The 15,060-nt window shown below is 60.4% G+C and carries 15 protein-coding genes and 1 pseudogene; 3 read left to right on the plus strand and 13 right to left on the minus strand.

Going from position 1 to position 15,060, the window contains the following annotated elements; all coding sequences use genetic code 11:
• Positions 1-292: pseudogene (locus BUE21_RS13680) on the minus strand (RNA-guided endonuclease InsQ/TnpB family protein); the annotation flags it as partial.
• 194 nt (positions 293-486) lie between these two features.
• On the opposite strand from BUE21_RS13680, the gene gph reads away from it, so the two are divergent.
• Positions 487-1,263, plus strand: a complete 777-nt coding sequence (gph, locus tag BUE21_RS13685; protein WP_084523334.1) for a phosphoglycolate phosphatase — start codon at positions 487-489, stop codon at positions 1,261-1,263.
• Here the strand turns inward: gph and BUE21_RS13690 are convergent, their stop codons facing one another.
• Positions 1,264-2,511 carry a patatin-like phospholipase family protein gene (locus BUE21_RS13690; RefSeq protein ID WP_073357207.1) on the minus strand — a complete coding sequence of 416 codons (1,248 nt, stop codon included), beginning with the start codon at positions 2,509-2,511 and terminating at the stop codon, positions 1,264-1,266.
• The gene (locus tag BUE21_RS13695) at positions 2,508-3,110 is read right to left on the minus strand and encodes a restriction endonuclease (protein ID WP_159435865.1); all 603 of its coding nucleotides are present in this window, start codon (positions 3,108-3,110) and stop codon (positions 2,508-2,510) included. Before BUE21_RS13695 ends, BUE21_RS13690 begins: the two co-directional genes overlap by 4 nt.
• 68 nt (positions 3,111-3,178) lie before the next feature.
• Here BUE21_RS13695 and apbC point away from each other — a divergent pair, with 68 nt between their 5' ends.
• Both apbC and ilvD read left to right on the plus strand, forming a co-directional pair.
• Positions 3,179-4,270: an iron-sulfur cluster carrier protein ApbC gene (gene apbC / locus BUE21_RS13700; protein ID WP_073357208.1), complete on the plus strand. Its 1,092-nt coding sequence runs from the start codon at positions 3,179-3,181 to the stop codon at positions 4,268-4,270.
• Between the two features lie 195 nt (positions 4,271-4,465).
• Positions 4,466-6,325 (plus strand): dihydroxy-acid dehydratase, encoded by a 1,860-nt coding sequence (gene ilvD / locus BUE21_RS13705; protein WP_073357209.1) that lies wholly within the window; start codon positions 4,466-4,468, stop codon positions 6,323-6,325.
• Positions 6,326-6,473: 148 nt separating this feature from the next.
• Here the strand turns inward: ilvD and BUE21_RS13710 are convergent, their stop codons facing one another.
• The 10 genes from BUE21_RS13710 to BUE21_RS13755 all read right to left on the minus strand — a co-directional run.
• A complete protein-coding gene (locus BUE21_RS13710) occupies positions 6,474-6,707 on the minus strand; it encodes a hypothetical protein (protein WP_073357210.1) in 234 nt (77 codons plus the stop codon).
• The gene (locus tag BUE21_RS13715) at positions 6,704-6,916 is read right to left on the minus strand and encodes a hypothetical protein (RefSeq protein ID WP_073357211.1); all 213 of its coding nucleotides are present in this window, start codon (positions 6,914-6,916) and stop codon (positions 6,704-6,706) included. Before BUE21_RS13715 ends, BUE21_RS13710 begins: the two co-directional genes overlap by 4 nt.
• Positions 6,913-7,326: a DUF5681 domain-containing protein gene (locus tag BUE21_RS13720; RefSeq protein ID WP_073357212.1), complete on the minus strand. Its 414-nt coding sequence runs from the start codon at positions 7,324-7,326 to the stop codon at positions 6,913-6,915. The genes BUE21_RS13715 and BUE21_RS13720 overlap by 4 nt, the downstream gene beginning before the upstream one ends.
• A gap of 529 nt (positions 7,327-7,855) precedes the next feature.
• Positions 7,856-10,360 carry a DUF3987 domain-containing protein gene (locus tag BUE21_RS13725; protein ID WP_073357213.1) on the minus strand — a complete coding sequence of 835 codons (2,505 nt, stop codon included), beginning with the start codon at positions 10,358-10,360 and terminating at the stop codon, positions 7,856-7,858.
• Complete coding sequence (locus BUE21_RS13730) at positions 10,357-10,674, minus strand: helix-turn-helix domain-containing protein (RefSeq protein ID WP_084523336.1); 318 nt, start codon at positions 10,672-10,674, stop codon at positions 10,357-10,359. The genes BUE21_RS13725 and BUE21_RS13730 overlap by 4 nt, the downstream gene beginning before the upstream one ends.
• Before the next feature lie 9 nt (positions 10,675-10,683).
• Positions 10,684-10,893 (minus strand): helix-turn-helix transcriptional regulator, encoded by a 210-nt coding sequence (locus BUE21_RS13735; protein WP_073357215.1) that lies wholly within the window; start codon positions 10,891-10,893, stop codon positions 10,684-10,686.
• A 93-nt stretch (positions 10,894-10,986) separates the two neighbouring features.
• Complete coding sequence (locus BUE21_RS13740; protein ID WP_073357216.1) at positions 10,987-11,493, minus strand: hypothetical protein; 507 nt, start codon at positions 11,491-11,493, stop codon at positions 10,987-10,989.
• A 4-nt stretch (positions 11,494-11,497) separates the two neighbouring features.
• Positions 11,498-12,820, minus strand: coding sequence for a tyrosine-type recombinase/integrase (locus BUE21_RS13745; RefSeq protein ID WP_073357217.1), 1,323 nt, complete (start codon positions 12,818-12,820; stop codon positions 11,498-11,500).
• A 409-nt stretch (positions 12,821-13,229) separates the two neighbouring features.
• On the minus strand, positions 13,230-14,660 hold the full coding sequence (gene mnmE / locus BUE21_RS13750) for a tRNA uridine-5-carboxymethylaminomethyl(34) synthesis GTPase MnmE (RefSeq protein ID WP_073357218.1): 1,431 nt from the start codon (positions 14,658-14,660) through the stop codon (positions 13,230-13,232).
• A 269-nt stretch (positions 14,661-14,929) separates the two neighbouring features.
• Positions 14,930-15,060, minus strand: a 131-nt coding sequence (locus tag BUE21_RS13755) for a transposase (RefSeq protein WP_200796749.1), incomplete at its 5' end; no start/stop codon positions are given.

A 15,060-nucleotide genomic window follows, 5' to 3' on the forward strand; every position in this document is an offset into this window, starting at 1 on the left:
CGATGGATTTGCGCCAGTTCAAGCGGGTACGTTTGAATTGGCGGCGGCGCGTGACGTATTCCTGCGCAACACATTGCAGCGTATGGCTGTGCAAACCCAGCTCCTTGGCGGCTCCCTTGGTGTACGGGTGAATATCGTATGCAGACAGCCATTGGCCACGCTCACGAATAGAGCGGCTGGAAAGCGCATTGATGAAATTCCACACGAAATTGACCTGCCGCGCCATCTGCAACAGCAGTGGTGCGTGCTTGTCCTTCACGCGGATTTTCAGGGTTTTAACGGCTGTCGGCATGGTGCTGACTTTAACAGAGAGGGTATATTTTCAATGTGTTATCCCATTAGCCAACATGGAACCCGTTGGGTTCCGTGCTCTGCATCCCCGTCGTGAACGACGGGGCTTTCCGGGCAATCAGGTAAAGCGGTAAGATCGGTTCTTTTAGCCCATTCAGCGGCAGTGGCATTGCGTCACTGCCTGCGCTTTGCTCCATGACAAACTCCACCACGTTGCCACCACTTTCTTCTGCGCAGACCGCAGTATCTTTCATCGATTGGCTGACCCAGGCTCGCCCCAGAGCCGTGCTGCTCGATCTGGATGGAACCCTGGTGGATACCGTGGCCGATTTCGACGTGGCCCTCAATCAGATGCTGCAACAGCAGCAGTTGCCGGCCATCACCCAGGCCGAAATACGCCAGATCGTTGGCAAGGGATCGGTGCATCTGATCCAGAGCATTCTGGCCGTCAAACTGTCACAGGCGGGGCTGGAGAGTGGCCCTGAAGCGGTACAACAGCGGTTTTCCGCTGCGTGGGATGCCTATCTGCAAACCTACTTGCGCATCAACGGCCAGTACGCCACCGTGTATCCCGGTGTGACACAGGGCTTGCAGACCCTGCATGATGCTGGGGTGCGGCTGGCGGTGGTCACCAACAAGCCGTTGGCATTGGCCCAGCCGCTGCTGAAGGTCAAGCAACTGGATGCCTTGGTGGAGTTTCTGTACGGCGGCGACAGCTTCGACCGCAAGAAACCCGACCCTTACCCGTTGCTGCAAGCCTGCGAACGCCTGCAAGTGCCACCAGAACACACCCTCATGATTGGCGACTCCAGCAACGACGCTGCCGCTGCGCGCGCTGCCGGTTGCGGCATTGCCCTGCTGCGCTACGGCTACAACCACGGTGAACCCATTGATGCCGTGCCAGCCCATGGCCATTTCGATTCCATCATCCCGATTGCCGAAGCGGTGCAGTCAAGCCTTTTAAGTGTTTAATCACCCAGCCGATGCAGGCCCCCATCCCATGAAGCGCAGCACCTCCTGGGTGCGTGCCAGGGTGTCGTTTTCTCCCAAGGCCATCAGTTCCTGGGTGAAGCTGGATTCAAACAGCAGGTAGCTGGCCAGTGCCGAATGGCCCAGTTCCTCGGCATCCTGTCCCACGCCCAGTGCGGCCAGCAAGGCCCGTATGCTGCCCGGCAGCTGGTGGATGTGCCGGGCGGCAATCGCATCGATGTTCTGTGAAGGGGTGATGGCCAGCAGGGTGATGGGGCGCAGGCCGCTGTGCGCCCGTTCCGCCGGGCTGAGGGCGGTCAGCATGTGGTTGATGCGGGTGAGGCGTTCGATGTCGGTGGAGAGGGTATCTAGAAAGATACTGGAGAGTGCGTGCCCGGCAATATGTCCCAGTGATGGGGCATCGGCTGGAGCTGCCGTGCCTGTTCCTGCTGTTGGGTGAATGTGCAGGTTGCGCCCCACGCCCACCACCAGTACGCGCTGCGCTCCCAGGTGAATGGCCGGGGCAATCGGGGCACTCTGGCGCATCGAGCCATCGCCGTACCAGGCGGCCTCGTCGGTATCCGCATCGTGCAGTTTCTGTGCCGGAAAAATGAACGGCAGAGCCGAAGATGCCAGCAGGTGCGCGTGCGTGATGGGCGTGCGCACGGCAATGCGCAGGCTGCGCACCCAGGGCTGTGCCGTGGTGGCCGAAGCATAGAAGGTGACATGCTGGCCGCTGGTGTAGCTGGAGGCCGACACGGCCAGTGCCTTCAGGTGGCCCTGCTCGATCAACTGTGGAACCCGATCCAGCGCAATTTGCCCTGCAATCAATTCCCTCAGCGGCTGGCTGTCCAGAAACGCACGGGCCTCGCTGCGGCTCCAGCGTGCCAGTGCCCATCCCAGCGACAGCAGACTGAGCCAGCGCGCGCCGGTGCGAATCACATTCCAGGTGTCGGCCAGATAGACCTGCTGGGCATGGAAATTGCGCCAGGTTTCATCCAGACGCTGCACCGCATGGGCAAAGTCATCGGCGTGACTGGCCAGTGCTCCGGCATTGAGGGCACCGGCAGAAGTGCCGGTCAGAATGCCGAAGGGATTGTGGGACTCATCGGGTGCGTGCTGTTGCCGCAGTGCCGCAATGGCCCGCAACACGCCCACCTGATAGGCCGCACGCGCACCGCCGCCGGACAGCACCAGTGCCGTGTGGTCGGCCTGTTGCGTGGCCGACAGCGTGGGGGCTGATGCACTCAGGGTTCGGCTCCGTGTTCTGGCGGCAGGGTTCCCAGCAGAAACAGTGACAGCTCGTCGCCCAGCCAGATGCGGATCTGGTGCTCGCGCGCAAAGCGCAGGGCAGGGGGGCTGACCGTACCGCCTGCCGCAATGTACAGGCCGCGCTCCACGCCTTGCGACTGCATGGCCTGTGCCAGTTGCCGCAATGGCTCCAGACCGTGCACCGAGGCCTTCCAGCGTCGGGCATAGACCAGCGTGGGGTCGCGGCCCTCACGCGCAATGTGCCAATCGACTCCAGTCGCTTCGGGGTCTCGGGCTTCGAAGCCGTGGGCCTGCCATGCCTGTGCCAGTTGCGCAGAGAATGCAGCCCAGGTGCTGTGCTGGCTCTGCCGCAGCACGGCATCGCGCTGCTCCTGGCTGGGGATGCGCCACTGCCGCCAGGCAGCCACCAGACCAATGAGCAGAATCGGCAGCGTGCCGATGAGGGCAATAAACACATACTCCCTGGGGATCAGCGCGGCAAAGATGGCAGCCAGAACCACAGCCAGTATCATGCTGACCCACCAGGGCGAGCGCAACAGCACACCAAAAAGGGAGTTGCGGGGAATACGGAATTTCACGAAAACAAACGCCTGCAAAAAAACAAACCGGAGAGAGTCTTGCCCGCTTTTCAGACTGCACACGAACCATGCCACTGACCGAACAAAACCTGCTGGAAGCATTCTCCAGTGTAAAAGATATTCACACCAACAAGGATTTGGTGGCCTTGCGCGCCATCCAGAACCTGCGCATCGATGGCGGGCAAGTGTCGCTGACCGTGCAGATGCCCTATCCGGCGCAGAGCCTGCATGAGGGTATTGCCACGCAGTTGCGCGCAATTGCCTTGCGGCTTGGCGCAGAACAGGTAGAGATCGATTTCACCTTGCGTGTGCAGGCCCATGCCGTGCAGCGCGGGGTGGCTCTGCTGGCTCAGGTGCGCAACATCGTGGCCGTGGCATCCGGCAAGGGCGGTGTGGGCAAGAGCACCACCACCGCCAACCTCGCGCTGGCATTGGCACAGGAAGGGGCCAGCGTTGGCGTGCTGGATGCCGACATTTACGGCCCCAGCCAGCCGATGATGCTGGGCATCGACGGCCAGCGTCCGCACAGCGACGATGGCAAGACCATGCAGCCGCTGGAGAGCCACGGGGTGCAGGCCATGTCCATTGGCTTTCTGGTCAAGGCCGACGATGCCATGATCTGGCGTGGCCCGATGGCCGTCAGCGCGCTGGAGCAGATGCTGCGCCAGACCCAATGGCGCGATCTCGATTACCTGCTCATCGACATGCCACCGGGCACGGGTGACATCCAGCTCACCCTCAGCCAGCGTGTGCCCCTGACAGGGGCCGTCATCGTCAGCACACCGCAGGACATTGCCCTGCTCGATGCCCGCAAAGGCATCCGTATGTTCGAGAAAGTGAACGTGCCGATTCTGGGTCTGGTGGAAAACATGGCCGTGCATGTGTGCAGCCAGTGCGGCCATGCCGAACACATCTTTGGTGTGGATGGCGGCAAGAAACTGGCAGCCGAACTCGGCATGGAGTGCCTTGGCAGTTTGCCGCTGGATATTCGCATCCGGGAGCAGGCCGATGGTGGCCAGCCCACCGTGGTGGCGCAACCCGACAGCGCAGTGGCACAGAGCTACCGCCAGATTGCCCGCCAGATTGCTGCCAGGATTGCCTTGCAGAGCAAGGATTACTCCAGCAAATTCCCTACCATCACCATCAGCAAGAATTCCTGAAAACCGGTCAGGAGCCACAGGCCGTGCTCCCGATTGTCCCGCTCGGATACAGGTGATGGAACGTACAAAGACGTATTGAGGGATAATTGCCGGTTCCCCATACCACGGCTTGCGTAGCCGTGGGCGTGGGGGTGTGGAGAAGGCATATCGCTGTGCCTTGCTTCTTTTGTAGCGAAAATTTCCTGAGCAACCACGATGCCTGCATACCGTTCCAAAACATCCACCGGCGGCCGCAACATGGCGGGCGCACGCGCACTCTGGCGTGCCACCGGCATGAAAGATGGCGATTTCTCTAAGCCCATCATTGCGGTGGTCAATTCATTCACCCAGTTCGTGCCCGGCCACGTCCACCTCAAAGACCTGGGGCAACTGGTGGCGCGGGAGATTGAAGCGGCAGGCGGTGTGGCCAAGGAATTCAACACCATTGCCGTGGACGACGGCATTGCCATGGGGCACGACGGCATGCTGTATTCCCTGCCCAGCCGCGACATCATCGCCGATTCGGTGGAATACATGGTCAATGCGCACTGTGCCGATGCCATGGTGTGCATCTCCAACTGCGACAAGATCACCCCCGGCATGCTCATGGCCGCCATGCGTCTGAACATCCCGGTCATCTTTGTCTCCGGTGGCCCGATGGAGGCAGGCAAGACCCATCTGGCCAACCCGACCACCAAGACCATCGAATTCAAGAAGCTCGATCTGGTCGATGCCATGGTGATTGCCGCCGACAGTCAGTATTCCGATGCCGATGTGGCCGAAGTGGAGCGTTCTGCATGCCCCACCTGCGGCTCCTGCTCCGGCATGTTCACGGCCAACTCCATGAACTGCCTGACCGAAGCACTGGGCCTGTCGCTGCCGGGCAATGGCACGGTGGTCGCCACCCATGCCGACCGCGAACAACTCTTCAAGCGAGCCGGGCATCGCATCGTGGAACTGGCACGCCAATACTACGAGCAGGAAGATGCTTCCATCCTGCCGCGCTCTGTCGGCTTCAAGGCCTTCGAGAACGCCATGACGCTGGACATCGCCATGGGCGGCTCCACCAACACCATCCTGCACCTGCTGGCCATTGCCCGCGAAGCAGGCATCGACTTCACCATGACCGACATCGACCGCCTCTCGCGCGTCGTGCCGCAACTGTGCAAGGTCGCACCCAACACCAACAAATACCACATTGAAGACGTGCACCGCGCGGGCGGCATCATGGCCATTCTGGGCGAACTGGAACGCGCCGGTCGCCTGCACACCGACGTGCCCACAGTGCATGCCAAAACCCTGGGTGAGGCACTGGAGCAATGGGATGTGATGCGCACCCAGGACGAGGCCGTGAAACACTTCTATCTGGCCGGCCCGGCAGGCATTCCTACCCAGACGGCCTTCAGCCAGAACACCCGCTGGCCCAGCCTCGACCTGGATCGCGCCACGGGCTGCATCCGCTCCTACGAGCACGCCTTTTCAAAAGAGGGCGGCCTTGCGGTGCTGACCGGCAATATCGCGCTGGATGGCTGCGTCGTGAAAACCGCTGGGGTGCATGAAAGCATCCTGGTGTTCGAGGGCACAGCCCACGTCACCGAGTCGCAAGACGAAGCCGTGGCCAACATCCTGGCCGACAAGGTCAAGGCAGGCGATATCGTCATCGTCCGCTACGAAGGCCCCAAGGGCGGCCCCGGTATGCAGGAAATGCTCTATCCCACCAGCTACATCAAGTCCAAGGGACTGGGCAAGGCCTGTGCTCTGCTCACCGATGGCCGCTTCTCCGGCGGCACATCCGGCCTGTCAATCGGTCACTGTTCGCCGGAAGCGGCCGCAGGCGGAGCCATTGGCCTGGTGCGCGATGGCGACAAAGTCCTCATAGACATTCCCCAGCGCACCATCAACGTACTGCTTTCCGATGAAGAACTGGCACGCCGCCGCGAGGAACAGAATGCCAAGGGCTGGAAGCCCGTCAAACCCCGCCCCCGCAAGGTATCGACCGCACTGAAAGCCTACGCCAAGCTGGTGACTTCTGCCGACAAGGGCGCAGTGCGCGACGTGTCGCTGCTCGACGATTGATGGTGGAGGAGGCAGCAAAATAGCTGCAATGGGCTGATCCTTATTTTCCGATGCAGAAGTTAGAAAAATGTCCGCAAGCCTTGCTGGTACTGGCTTCACGGATCGGGACAGCTCCAGAAGGGCACACATAAGGGCACACATTTGAAAGTTACCCTTCTTGGTCGCTGCCCTGTTCCCGCGCTCGCAGTGTACGCGCTGGCTGGGTTTTGTGCTTGTACCTCAGCACCTGCATGACGCCTTCTTGGTCTGGCTGTCCGCCTATGTGAATGACACCGCCCACTTCACCGGTTTCCGCGTCCACCAGCTCGATGCAGGTAATGCGCTGCTGATCGCTAGTGCTGCCTTGCTCCAGTGCCGCCAGCCGTTCCTTGATTCGCTTCATGGCTCCATCACTCCATAGGTCGCCAATAGTCCCGCCAGTGATTTGGTTGGTACCCGCTTCAGATAGTCGCGGCCATCTTCGCCGTTGGCTGGCTCTGGTGCGGGCAATCCCGCCTTGGCAAACACTTCATGCAACCGGGTGGCCGTGCTCGGCTGGCTGCTCTGCAACTGCTCCAGCTCAGTAATGCGCTTCAGGTAGCCCCGCTTCATTGCTTTTCCTCTAGCGCTGTTAGCCGCCTTTCCAGTTCGTCAATCTCCACCACGCGGGCCAGCGCCGCCACTGACTGAACCAACTGCCCCGCCACATCTGGGGCAATCTGGCCTTGTGCCGCGTGCTCGATGATCGCCCGTGCCGTGTCGGCAATGCCGGGGTTCTCTGGAAGTTCGATGGTGACAGGTGCCGTGCTGGGTTTCAGGGGTGGGCACAGCCGTTCCAGAACAATCTTGGCGGCTTGGATGTCACCCTGTAACGCCGCTTCCACCACCACCGCCGCCACCTCTTCGCCATGGGCTGCCAGCTTCTGGCGCAGGATTGTATGTTCAGACTTAGGCCGCCCGGATGGGTTGCCGCTGGTGCCCTTCTTGAAGGTGCCGCGCTTGGTTCGTACTGGTGTGCTCATGGCCTGCTGTCCTCCTGCTTATCAGGTGCTTGCTTAAATGATCGGCACCACCGCCGGTCAGTGTCCCAAAGCCCGGCAGGGGCTTCAGGTTCGCCTTGGGCGCAGTGCCCTAGGTTGGGGTGGTCGATCCGCTGGAAGTGCCTACAGGCTCCACAAGTGGCCGTGTAGTCGGGTTCTGGTGGGGGTGGGATTTGCCTTGCCTGCTCCAGGCAATAGGCCCGCGTTTGTGCATCGTTCTGGCACTGCTCCAGCACGTCCGCAATGGTCGCCGGGTCGGTTTCCTCGATATGCGCCAACCATGCCCGGATGGGCGCTTCTTCTTCGGGGAATAGCTGATTTGCTACGGCTACACTTGCTACATTTGCTACGCTTCCCGATTGCGCTTCAGGTTTAGGGGTGGCCGCTGGCGCTTTTGCTACGGCTACACTTGCTACATTTGCTACAGTTCCGGCCCTTGCCCCCTTATGCGTAGCAGGTGTAGCAAGTGTAGCTGTAGCATTCTCCCGTTTTCGGATCAGTGCGGATAGTGTCATGCGGGCACCTCCAGCAAGGCCGGGTTCACTGCCACGTCAATGCGCCGTCCGTCCTTCCGCAGTCGCAGCCGGTCAAGCTCCGCCAGCTCCATGATGGCGCTATCCAGCCGCGCCCCATCCCGAACCGGCCCATGCTGGCGAAGGTAACGCTTGTTGACGGTTTCCACGCGCTCCCGCTGGCAATACTCGATCAGCCAGCTATCCAGCCGCGCCGCGTCGGCAAGCTCTGGCGGCAAGGCCAGTTCACCGAAGAACCGCCGCGCTTCGCTCAGGTGCCATGCCGTGATTCGGCTGGCGCTCTCGAAACAATCCACACTGACAGCGCCCGTGCCGTGCTCGAACATCTGGAACAGTGCCGCCAGCCGTGCCGAGTTATCCGCGCTCTTTGATGCCACGTCCCGCACATCGTAGAGTTCGCCGCCGCTGGCAAGCTCCCGCTCGATGGCGTCGTGATACTCCACCCATGCCCGTTTGGCTTCGGGGGACAGCGACAGCATGGCCGGGGTCAGTGCGCCGTCATCGTCTATCGGTTCCGGTTGGCTCAGTATCGCCGCCAGCCGCTGATTGAAGGCCGCCAGGGCAGGCCAGTTTTCAGGGGCTTCGGTGAAGGGTCGGAAGCCTTGGGTTGATGCAGGCCACGCCACCAGGAACCTAGCCAGAAAGCCCGTACCACGCGCCAGCGCCCCCGACTTGCTGAAAAACTCCCGCAGGGTGGGTTGCTGTACCTGCAAGGCCACCGTCAGCCGTGCACCCTGTACCGTGAATGATTCGCTGGTGCGCCGGTCAATGGTCAGGCTGGTGCCATCCCACAACTGGTTCAGCGTTGCCAGATTGCGCATGACGCTATCCTTGCCCATGCCATGGGAACCAAACACAATGCCCGCCTCAGCCGATACCACGCCACCAGAAGGCCACTGCTTCGCCAGTCCATGCGCCAGCGCTTCGGGGGTGGCGTCCGCGTACATCAGCCTGGGGACTCTTGGCGGCTCCGGCTTGTCCTGCTCCAGATCACGCAATGTCGATTCCATGCCATCCGTGGGCTTGCTGTCCTTGGCAAGGTGGCGGATTTTATCCTTGATGCCGGATCGCTTGGCTTCCCATGCCTCAATATCGGCCTTGTAACGCTTCAGAACCGGCTTGGCGGCTTCCGCCTGCTCTGCCTCATAGTCTCGAATGGCCTTGGTGAAAAAGCCGTCGCAGGTGCTTTTCCGCTCGCCTGAATCGGCAATGGTCAGCAGGAACAGCCCGGTAGGCCCGTGCAGTTTCTCCGCCCGCTTGATGTCCGCATGGGCTTGGATCGCCAACGACAGCGCCGCCAGTGCCGATGATGCCACCATGGGTAAGGGTGCCTTCACAAAGCCCGCCACCTCTTCCACCGCCGCCCGCACAGTGCTTGGCAATGCGTCCACGGGGTAAGGTTCTGGTGCATGATTGGCGGTCAGGGGCTGGGGTTCGGGCCAAAGGTTGCCCGCAGCGCTGGCGCTCTGGATCGTGCGCTTCACCGCGTCATTGCCGATGGTCACGGCCATATCATTGAAGTCGGTCATGCCGGGGTCACGGTCAGCGCCAAATTCCGGCACCGCCAGTTTCCCGCCTACGGATTGCGCCGCCTCGATGGCATGGGGGTCGGGCTTACCGTCTGCCTTCACCACATCAGCCAGGATCACCAGTTCCGCCGCCGGGTAGTGCTCTCGCATGGCTTTTGCCACCACCAGCATATTGCCCGACGAAAGCGCCGCAATGGCCGGGTGTCCGGTCGCCTCGCTGGCGGATAGAACGGTTGCCACCCCTTCGCCTATCAGCAGGGTCACACCTTGGCCGTTGCCGCCCGGTAGGCGCTCCGTTGCCCAGTAGCCACCGGCCTTGGTGCCACGCCCTGCAAGCGCCGTCTTGCGTCCGTCACCGTCGATCAGTTCCAGAGTTGAAAGACTGCCACCCCGTTTGACGGGCACCACCAGTAAGCGCCCGGTCAGCGGCTCGCCGCCGGACTTCGGTTGATAGCCCAGAAGCGAAGCCGCCGCGCTGGCGTCAATCTCCCGCAGGGTGTCCGCTGGCGCTACCTGCTTGCGTATCAGATAGGGATGATCCGCTTGTGCGGGTGTCGCTGCCTTCAGGATCGCCGCCGCCTTGCTGGCCGCCTCTTGGCGTTCGCGCTGGATGGTTTCCTGCTCGCGGGCTGCCCGCTCCGCTGCCTTGCTCTGGCGCTCTGCAATCTCTTCCGGGGATGGGCGCTGATAGGTGTTATCGTCCTGCCAGCCGTTGGCCTTGGCTTCATGGAACAGGGTGCCGATAGTCACGCCGCCGTCAGGCTTGATGCTTCGCCATACGTCCCGCGCATCGCCGTTCTTGTAGGACTCCGCTTGCTGGCTCCAGCCGTCCCACAGGTCAAAACCTGAATCACCCAGCTCTGACTTGATCGCCATGCCCATGCGCAGCCAGGTTTTCCGGTCATCCGCTGGAACAAAGTTCAGGGCAGTGCCGATACGGTCAAAATCATTCATGCCGCACCCCCTTTGCAGGACAGCAGCACATACAGCGCCTGCTTATGCTCCTTGCCGGTCGCGTCGGCTTCCCACTGCCACTGGGTAGCAATGTCGTTGCCAGCGTCCCGCAATTCCTGAACGCGCCCTGCCGGGTGCATGATGCCCAGCTCATTGCGGGCTTGAAGGGTGGTGATTCGCTGGTGCACTTGCAGCCACTTCAACAGCGCCGCCCGCTGCATGGCTCTGGATTGGTGTTTGCGGGTTGCGGTAGAATTGCAGGTGCCAGCCGTACAATCTTCCCGCCCCGTCACAGGGGCTTTTTCTTTTCTCATAGCGCCCCCTCAAGTCTTGCGGCTATCGTCAATACGGGCTTCCAGCCACGCATTAACTTCCGCCTCGATCCAGCCAACAGACTTGGCACCAAGGCTAATGGGCGCAGGAAAAGTGCCTGCTCGAATGTGTTGATAGATGGTGGATCGGGCAAGGCCCGTGCGGGCTTCCACTTGCTTGCGCCGCAGGATGGTGGGCGCTGTTTGGGCTTGTGCGGTCATGCTCGTTACTCCGTAGCATTCGCCGGAACATACCGGCATGACTGGCACAATATGGGCTTAGGTTTGCGTCATCTTGGGGTGGTATTTCGGGGTTTATTTCCCCCCTTTGCTGAATGTCTTGTAAGCGGTGATAACCACATCCACATTTAGCCGCGCAGCTTCAGCAACAATTCGCGCTGCCGTGGTCTTGTTGGAAAGTTCGTTATTCGTGTATTTGGGCAGTTCAAACTTGCAGGCCACCTCTTCCACCGCCCGCCACAGTGAATAATCACGCTGCCAATTCTTGTACTTGTCAGCGCCCCGCTTGGTGGGACGCTTGCGCTTTCCTTCCAGCACATCCGCAGCAAATGAAGCCAGCCAATCAGGCCGCCTTTCATTTTCCCGCATAAGGCCAGCCGCAAGCATTACCAACACGTCAAAATCATTTGTATCAGGATCACGCGCAGCTTGTTCCAAAGCATCGCCCATGAGCTCCATGTCGGCTTCAGTCGGGTAGCTGGCCCTTACATCCTTAAAAAGGATATTGTTTTCAGTCTCGGCTTGAACCTGCTCGCTCCAAAACGTCTTAGCAAATTGCAGGACTTCATTGTCGTTATCCATCCCATCACCCCGCCTGATACGCTTTGCCAAAGCGCCCGATAATTACCTTGCGCCCTTCGTCTATCTGGCTATCCACAAAGTCAGCCCACCATTGAAGCATTTCCCGCCGCTGGTCAGCGTATTGCGCCCGGTTGTACACGCCTCGAATGCCCTTGGTTTCGTGGGCAAGCGCCTTCTCGATCCAATCGGAATTGAAGCCCGCCTCATGTAGGTGGGTTGATGCCGTGCGCCGGAAGTCGTGGATAACAAAATCCCGCACATCATGTTCCAGCGAACGCACGGCGCTGTTCAAGGTGGTTTTGGATATGGGCTTGCTCAGTGTGTTACGGCTGGGGAAAACCCATTCAGAACCGCTTGAAAGCCCCTTCAATTCCTCCAGCATGGCGACGGCCTGCCGTGACAGCGGAACAAAATGCGGATGATCCATCTTCATGCGCTCGCCGGGGATAAACCATTCCGCCCCGGCAAGGTCTATCTCTTCCCACCGGGCTTCGATCATTTCCGACTTGCGTACCATGCACAGGATCAACAGGTGCAGCGCCAGCTTGTGGGATCGGTTCATGCTGGATTGGTAGATTGCCCGCAACAGCCGCCCGACTTCATCCGGGGTCAAAGCCACATCCCGGCTTTTGGCCGTGGCAATGTACTTGGCTTCGATGGCCGCCGCCGGGTTGCTGGTCATCTTCTCCCGCGCAATGGCATAGGAAAACAGCCGCTTCATAATGTTGCGGGTCTGTAGCGCCATCTGGTCGGAACCGCGATTCTTTATCTTGTCCGTGATTGCCAGCACATCCGTGACGGTCACTTCATCCAGCGCCTTGCCACCGATGGCGGGGATGATGTCCTTATCCAGAACGCGCTTGATGTTGCGGGGGTTGCTGTTCGCAGGCTCTGCAATCTTCTGGAACCATTCCCATGCGAAGGCTTCCACCGTGTTGCTGGCCTTGGCTTCGGCCTCTTGTTGCCGCGCCCTCTCGATGGCGGCCACGCACCAGTGACGGATGAATAGTTCTGCCAGCTCCTTTGCCGCCGGGGTTGCGTCATCCGGTATCGGATCGCCACGCCGCAGCGCCATGGGGGACAGCCCGCGCCCTATCAGCGCCTTGCAGTCATCGCGCCAGGATCGGGCATCAGCCAGGGAATAGGTGGGGTAGTCGCCAAGGGTCACTTTCTCTTGCTTGGCATCGCGCCCGCCCATCCGGTAGCGCAGCTTCCACGACTTCCGCCCGCTGGGTTGCACCAGCAGGAACAGCCCGCCGTCATCCGCCATCTGATACGCCTTGGCATCAGGTTTCAGCTTTCGCAATTTCGCATCTGTTAGCGCCATGTCATGCCCTCATCTGTAGCAAAAGTAGCAACTGTAGCTGTAGCAAACCGCCCGGATGGGTGGGGTAAGGCCGCATCTGGGACACCCCTACCCTTGGCATTTTTTCGAAGGGCACACATCCGCTTAGCCCTTTATTTCCAATAGGTTGTGCGTTATTTGCTGCCTTAATGTGCCCACTTGTGTGCCCTAAATAGGCCCGGATTACCCCGGATAACGCCCTTATCAGTCGATATTGAAGGGCACACATCAGCCGCAAAGGGCACACATTTTCTAGCAAAGGGCACACATCAGGGCACACATATAAACGGCTTCATGCGGAACATGATAGACAGTTACAGACAAAAAAGCAAGCAATGACGCTGGCTTGAAGGGGTTTGGTGGAATATGGCGGAACGCTCAGGAAGGGTTATTATTTTCCGATGCAGAATTTCGAGAAGATCACGCCCAGCAAATCATCGGGTGTGAATTCGCCGGTGATTTGCCCCAGAGCGATTTGTCCCAGGCGCAGTTCTTCGGCCAGCAGGTCAAGGGCAGGTAGGGGGCTTTGCAGGTGGTCATCGGCGTTTTGCAGGTGCTGGGCAACCTCGTGCAAGGCTTGCAGGTGGCGGGTGCGGGCGGCAAATACGCCTTCGGGCATGGCTTGCCAGCCAGCGATTGTCAGCAGTTGCTGGCGCAGGGCATCGAGGCCCTGGTGGGTTTGGGCCGAGATGCACAGCAGCGCGGGTTCTTGTGCAGGGTCTTCTGTACTTATAGCGGGAGCGGCAATCAAGTCCAGTTTGTTCCAGACGTGAATGACCGGGGGGCGGGCATCGGCCTGTTGGTACAGCCGCGCGGCAATGTCGGCATCGGCTTGCTGGTAGCTGCTGTCGTGCTGGCGGCTGAGGTCGTGCAGGAACAGGATGGCATCGGCCTTTGCGATTTCCTGCCAGGCGCGTTCCACGCCGATTTGCTCCACCACGTCGTCGCTGTGGCGCAATCCAGCGGTATCGATGATGTGCAGCGGTATGCCTTCGATCTGAATGGTCTGCTGCACCTTGTCGCGGGTGGTTCCCGCAATGGGGGTGACGATGGCCAGTTCGGCTCCCGCCAGTGCATTGAGCAGAGAGCTTTTGCCTGCATTGGGCTGGCCGGCGATGACGATGTGGATGCCTTCGCGCAACAGCGCACCCTGCCGTGCGCGTTGCAGCACGGTTTGCAATTGCGTTTGCAGGGTATGAATCTGGCCTTGGGCGTTGGCGGCTTCGAGGAAATCCACGTCTTCTTCAGGAAAATCCAGCGTGGCTTCCACGAGCATGCGCAGGTGGATGAGCTGTTCCAGCAAGGTGTGGATTTCTGCCGAGAACGCACCGCTGAGCGAAAGGCTGGCACTGCGGGCGGCAGATTCGGTACTGGCATCGATGAGATCGGCGACGGCTTCGGCCTGGGCCAAGTCCATCTTGTCGTTCAGGAAAGCACGCTGCGTAAACTCGCCCGGTTCAGCCAGTCGCAAACCGGGCAGCCAGGCTTGGCCAGTAGCGGGGTTGCTTTCGCTGGCAGCTTGCAGGCAACGCGCCAGCAACAGTTGCAGCACGACCGGGCCACCGTGGGCCTGCAATTCAAGCACGTCTTCGCCCGTATAGGAGTGCGGGGCTGGGAAGTACAGAGCCAGACCGTGGTCAATGGCCTGCTGCTGCGCGTCGGGAAAAGGCAGGTAGGTGGCCATGCGGGGCTGCAAGGCCTTGCCCAGCAGGTGGTGAGCAAAGCCGTGCAGCCTTGCACCGGAGAGGCGCACGATGCCGACGGCTCCACGACCGGGGGCGGTGGCGATGGCAATGACAGGGTCGATGGAGTGGCTTGGCATGGGAGGAAGAGGGGGAAGAACACAAGCCTGCAAGTGAATGGCCGACTTGTCTGGAGCGCGAATCATAAGGGGAGGCGAGCGTCTATTGCGAAGTCAAGTCACTCCAGGCCTGGATCGACAGAAGCTGATTGTGGACTCGTGTTCTGTCGCCTGATGTATGAAGCAGTATGCTGGAGTGGGATTTTGATCGGAAAGCGCGTCAAACCCCGTCCTTCAGGGCGGGGAAGGATAGCGCGTTACTGTCGGCGGCTCGATGCCGCAGACAGTGACTAATGCGGCGTTTGCTGTTGTTCGATGTACTGGCGAATGACGGATATGGGCACTCCGCCGCAACTGCCCGCAAAGTAAGACGGCGACCACAATGCGCCACCCCATAGCTTTTTGCGGATGCTCGGATAAT

Source organism: Lampropedia hyalina DSM 16112 (genome assembly GCF_900129055.1).
GTDB lineage: Bacteria > Pseudomonadota > Gammaproteobacteria > Burkholderiales > Burkholderiaceae_C > Lampropedia > Lampropedia hyalina.

Bases quoted from the DNA above. Each gene is read 5' to 3' on its own strand.
- mnmE (WP_073357218.1), bottom strand. From the start codon at position 14,660: ATGCCAAGCCACTCCATCGACCCTGTCATTGCCATCGCCACCGCCCCC.
- BUE21_RS13735 (WP_073357215.1), bottom strand. From the start codon at position 10,893: ATGACCGCACAAGCCCAAACAGCGCCCACCATCCTGCGGCGCAAGCAA.
- BUE21_RS13710 (WP_073357210.1), bottom strand. From the start codon at position 6,707: ATGAAGCGAATCAAGGAACGGCTGGCGGCACTGGAGCAAGGCAGCACT.
- ilvD (WP_073357209.1), top strand. From the start codon at position 4,466: ATGCCTGCATACCGTTCCAAAACATCCACCGGCGGCCGCAACATGGCG.
- BUE21_RS13715 (WP_073357211.1), bottom strand. From the start codon at position 6,916: ATGAAGCGGGGCTACCTGAAGCGCATTACTGAGCTGGAGCAGTTGCAG.
- BUE21_RS13740 (WP_073357216.1), bottom strand. From the start codon at position 11,493: ATGGATAACGACAATGAAGTCCTGCAATTTGCTAAGACGTTTTGGAGC.
- BUE21_RS13745 (WP_073357217.1), bottom strand. From the start codon at position 12,820: ATGGCGCTAACAGATGCGAAATTGCGAAAGCTGAAACCTGATGCCAAG.
- BUE21_RS13725 (WP_073357213.1), bottom strand. From the start codon at position 10,360: ATGAATGATTTTGACCGTATCGGCACTGCCCTGAACTTTGTTCCAGCG.
- apbC (WP_073357208.1), top strand. From the start codon at position 3,179: ATGCCACTGACCGAACAAAACCTGCTGGAAGCATTCTCCAGTGTAAAA.
- BUE21_RS13720 (WP_073357212.1), bottom strand. From the start codon at position 7,326: ATGAGCACACCAGTACGAACCAAGCGCGGCACCTTCAAGAAGGGCACC.
- gph (WP_084523334.1), top strand. From the start codon at position 487: ATGACAAACTCCACCACGTTGCCACCACTTTCTTCTGCGCAGACCGCA.
- BUE21_RS13730 (WP_084523336.1), bottom strand. From the start codon at position 10,674: ATGAGAAAAGAAAAAGCCCCTGTGACGGGGCGGGAAGATTGTACGGCT.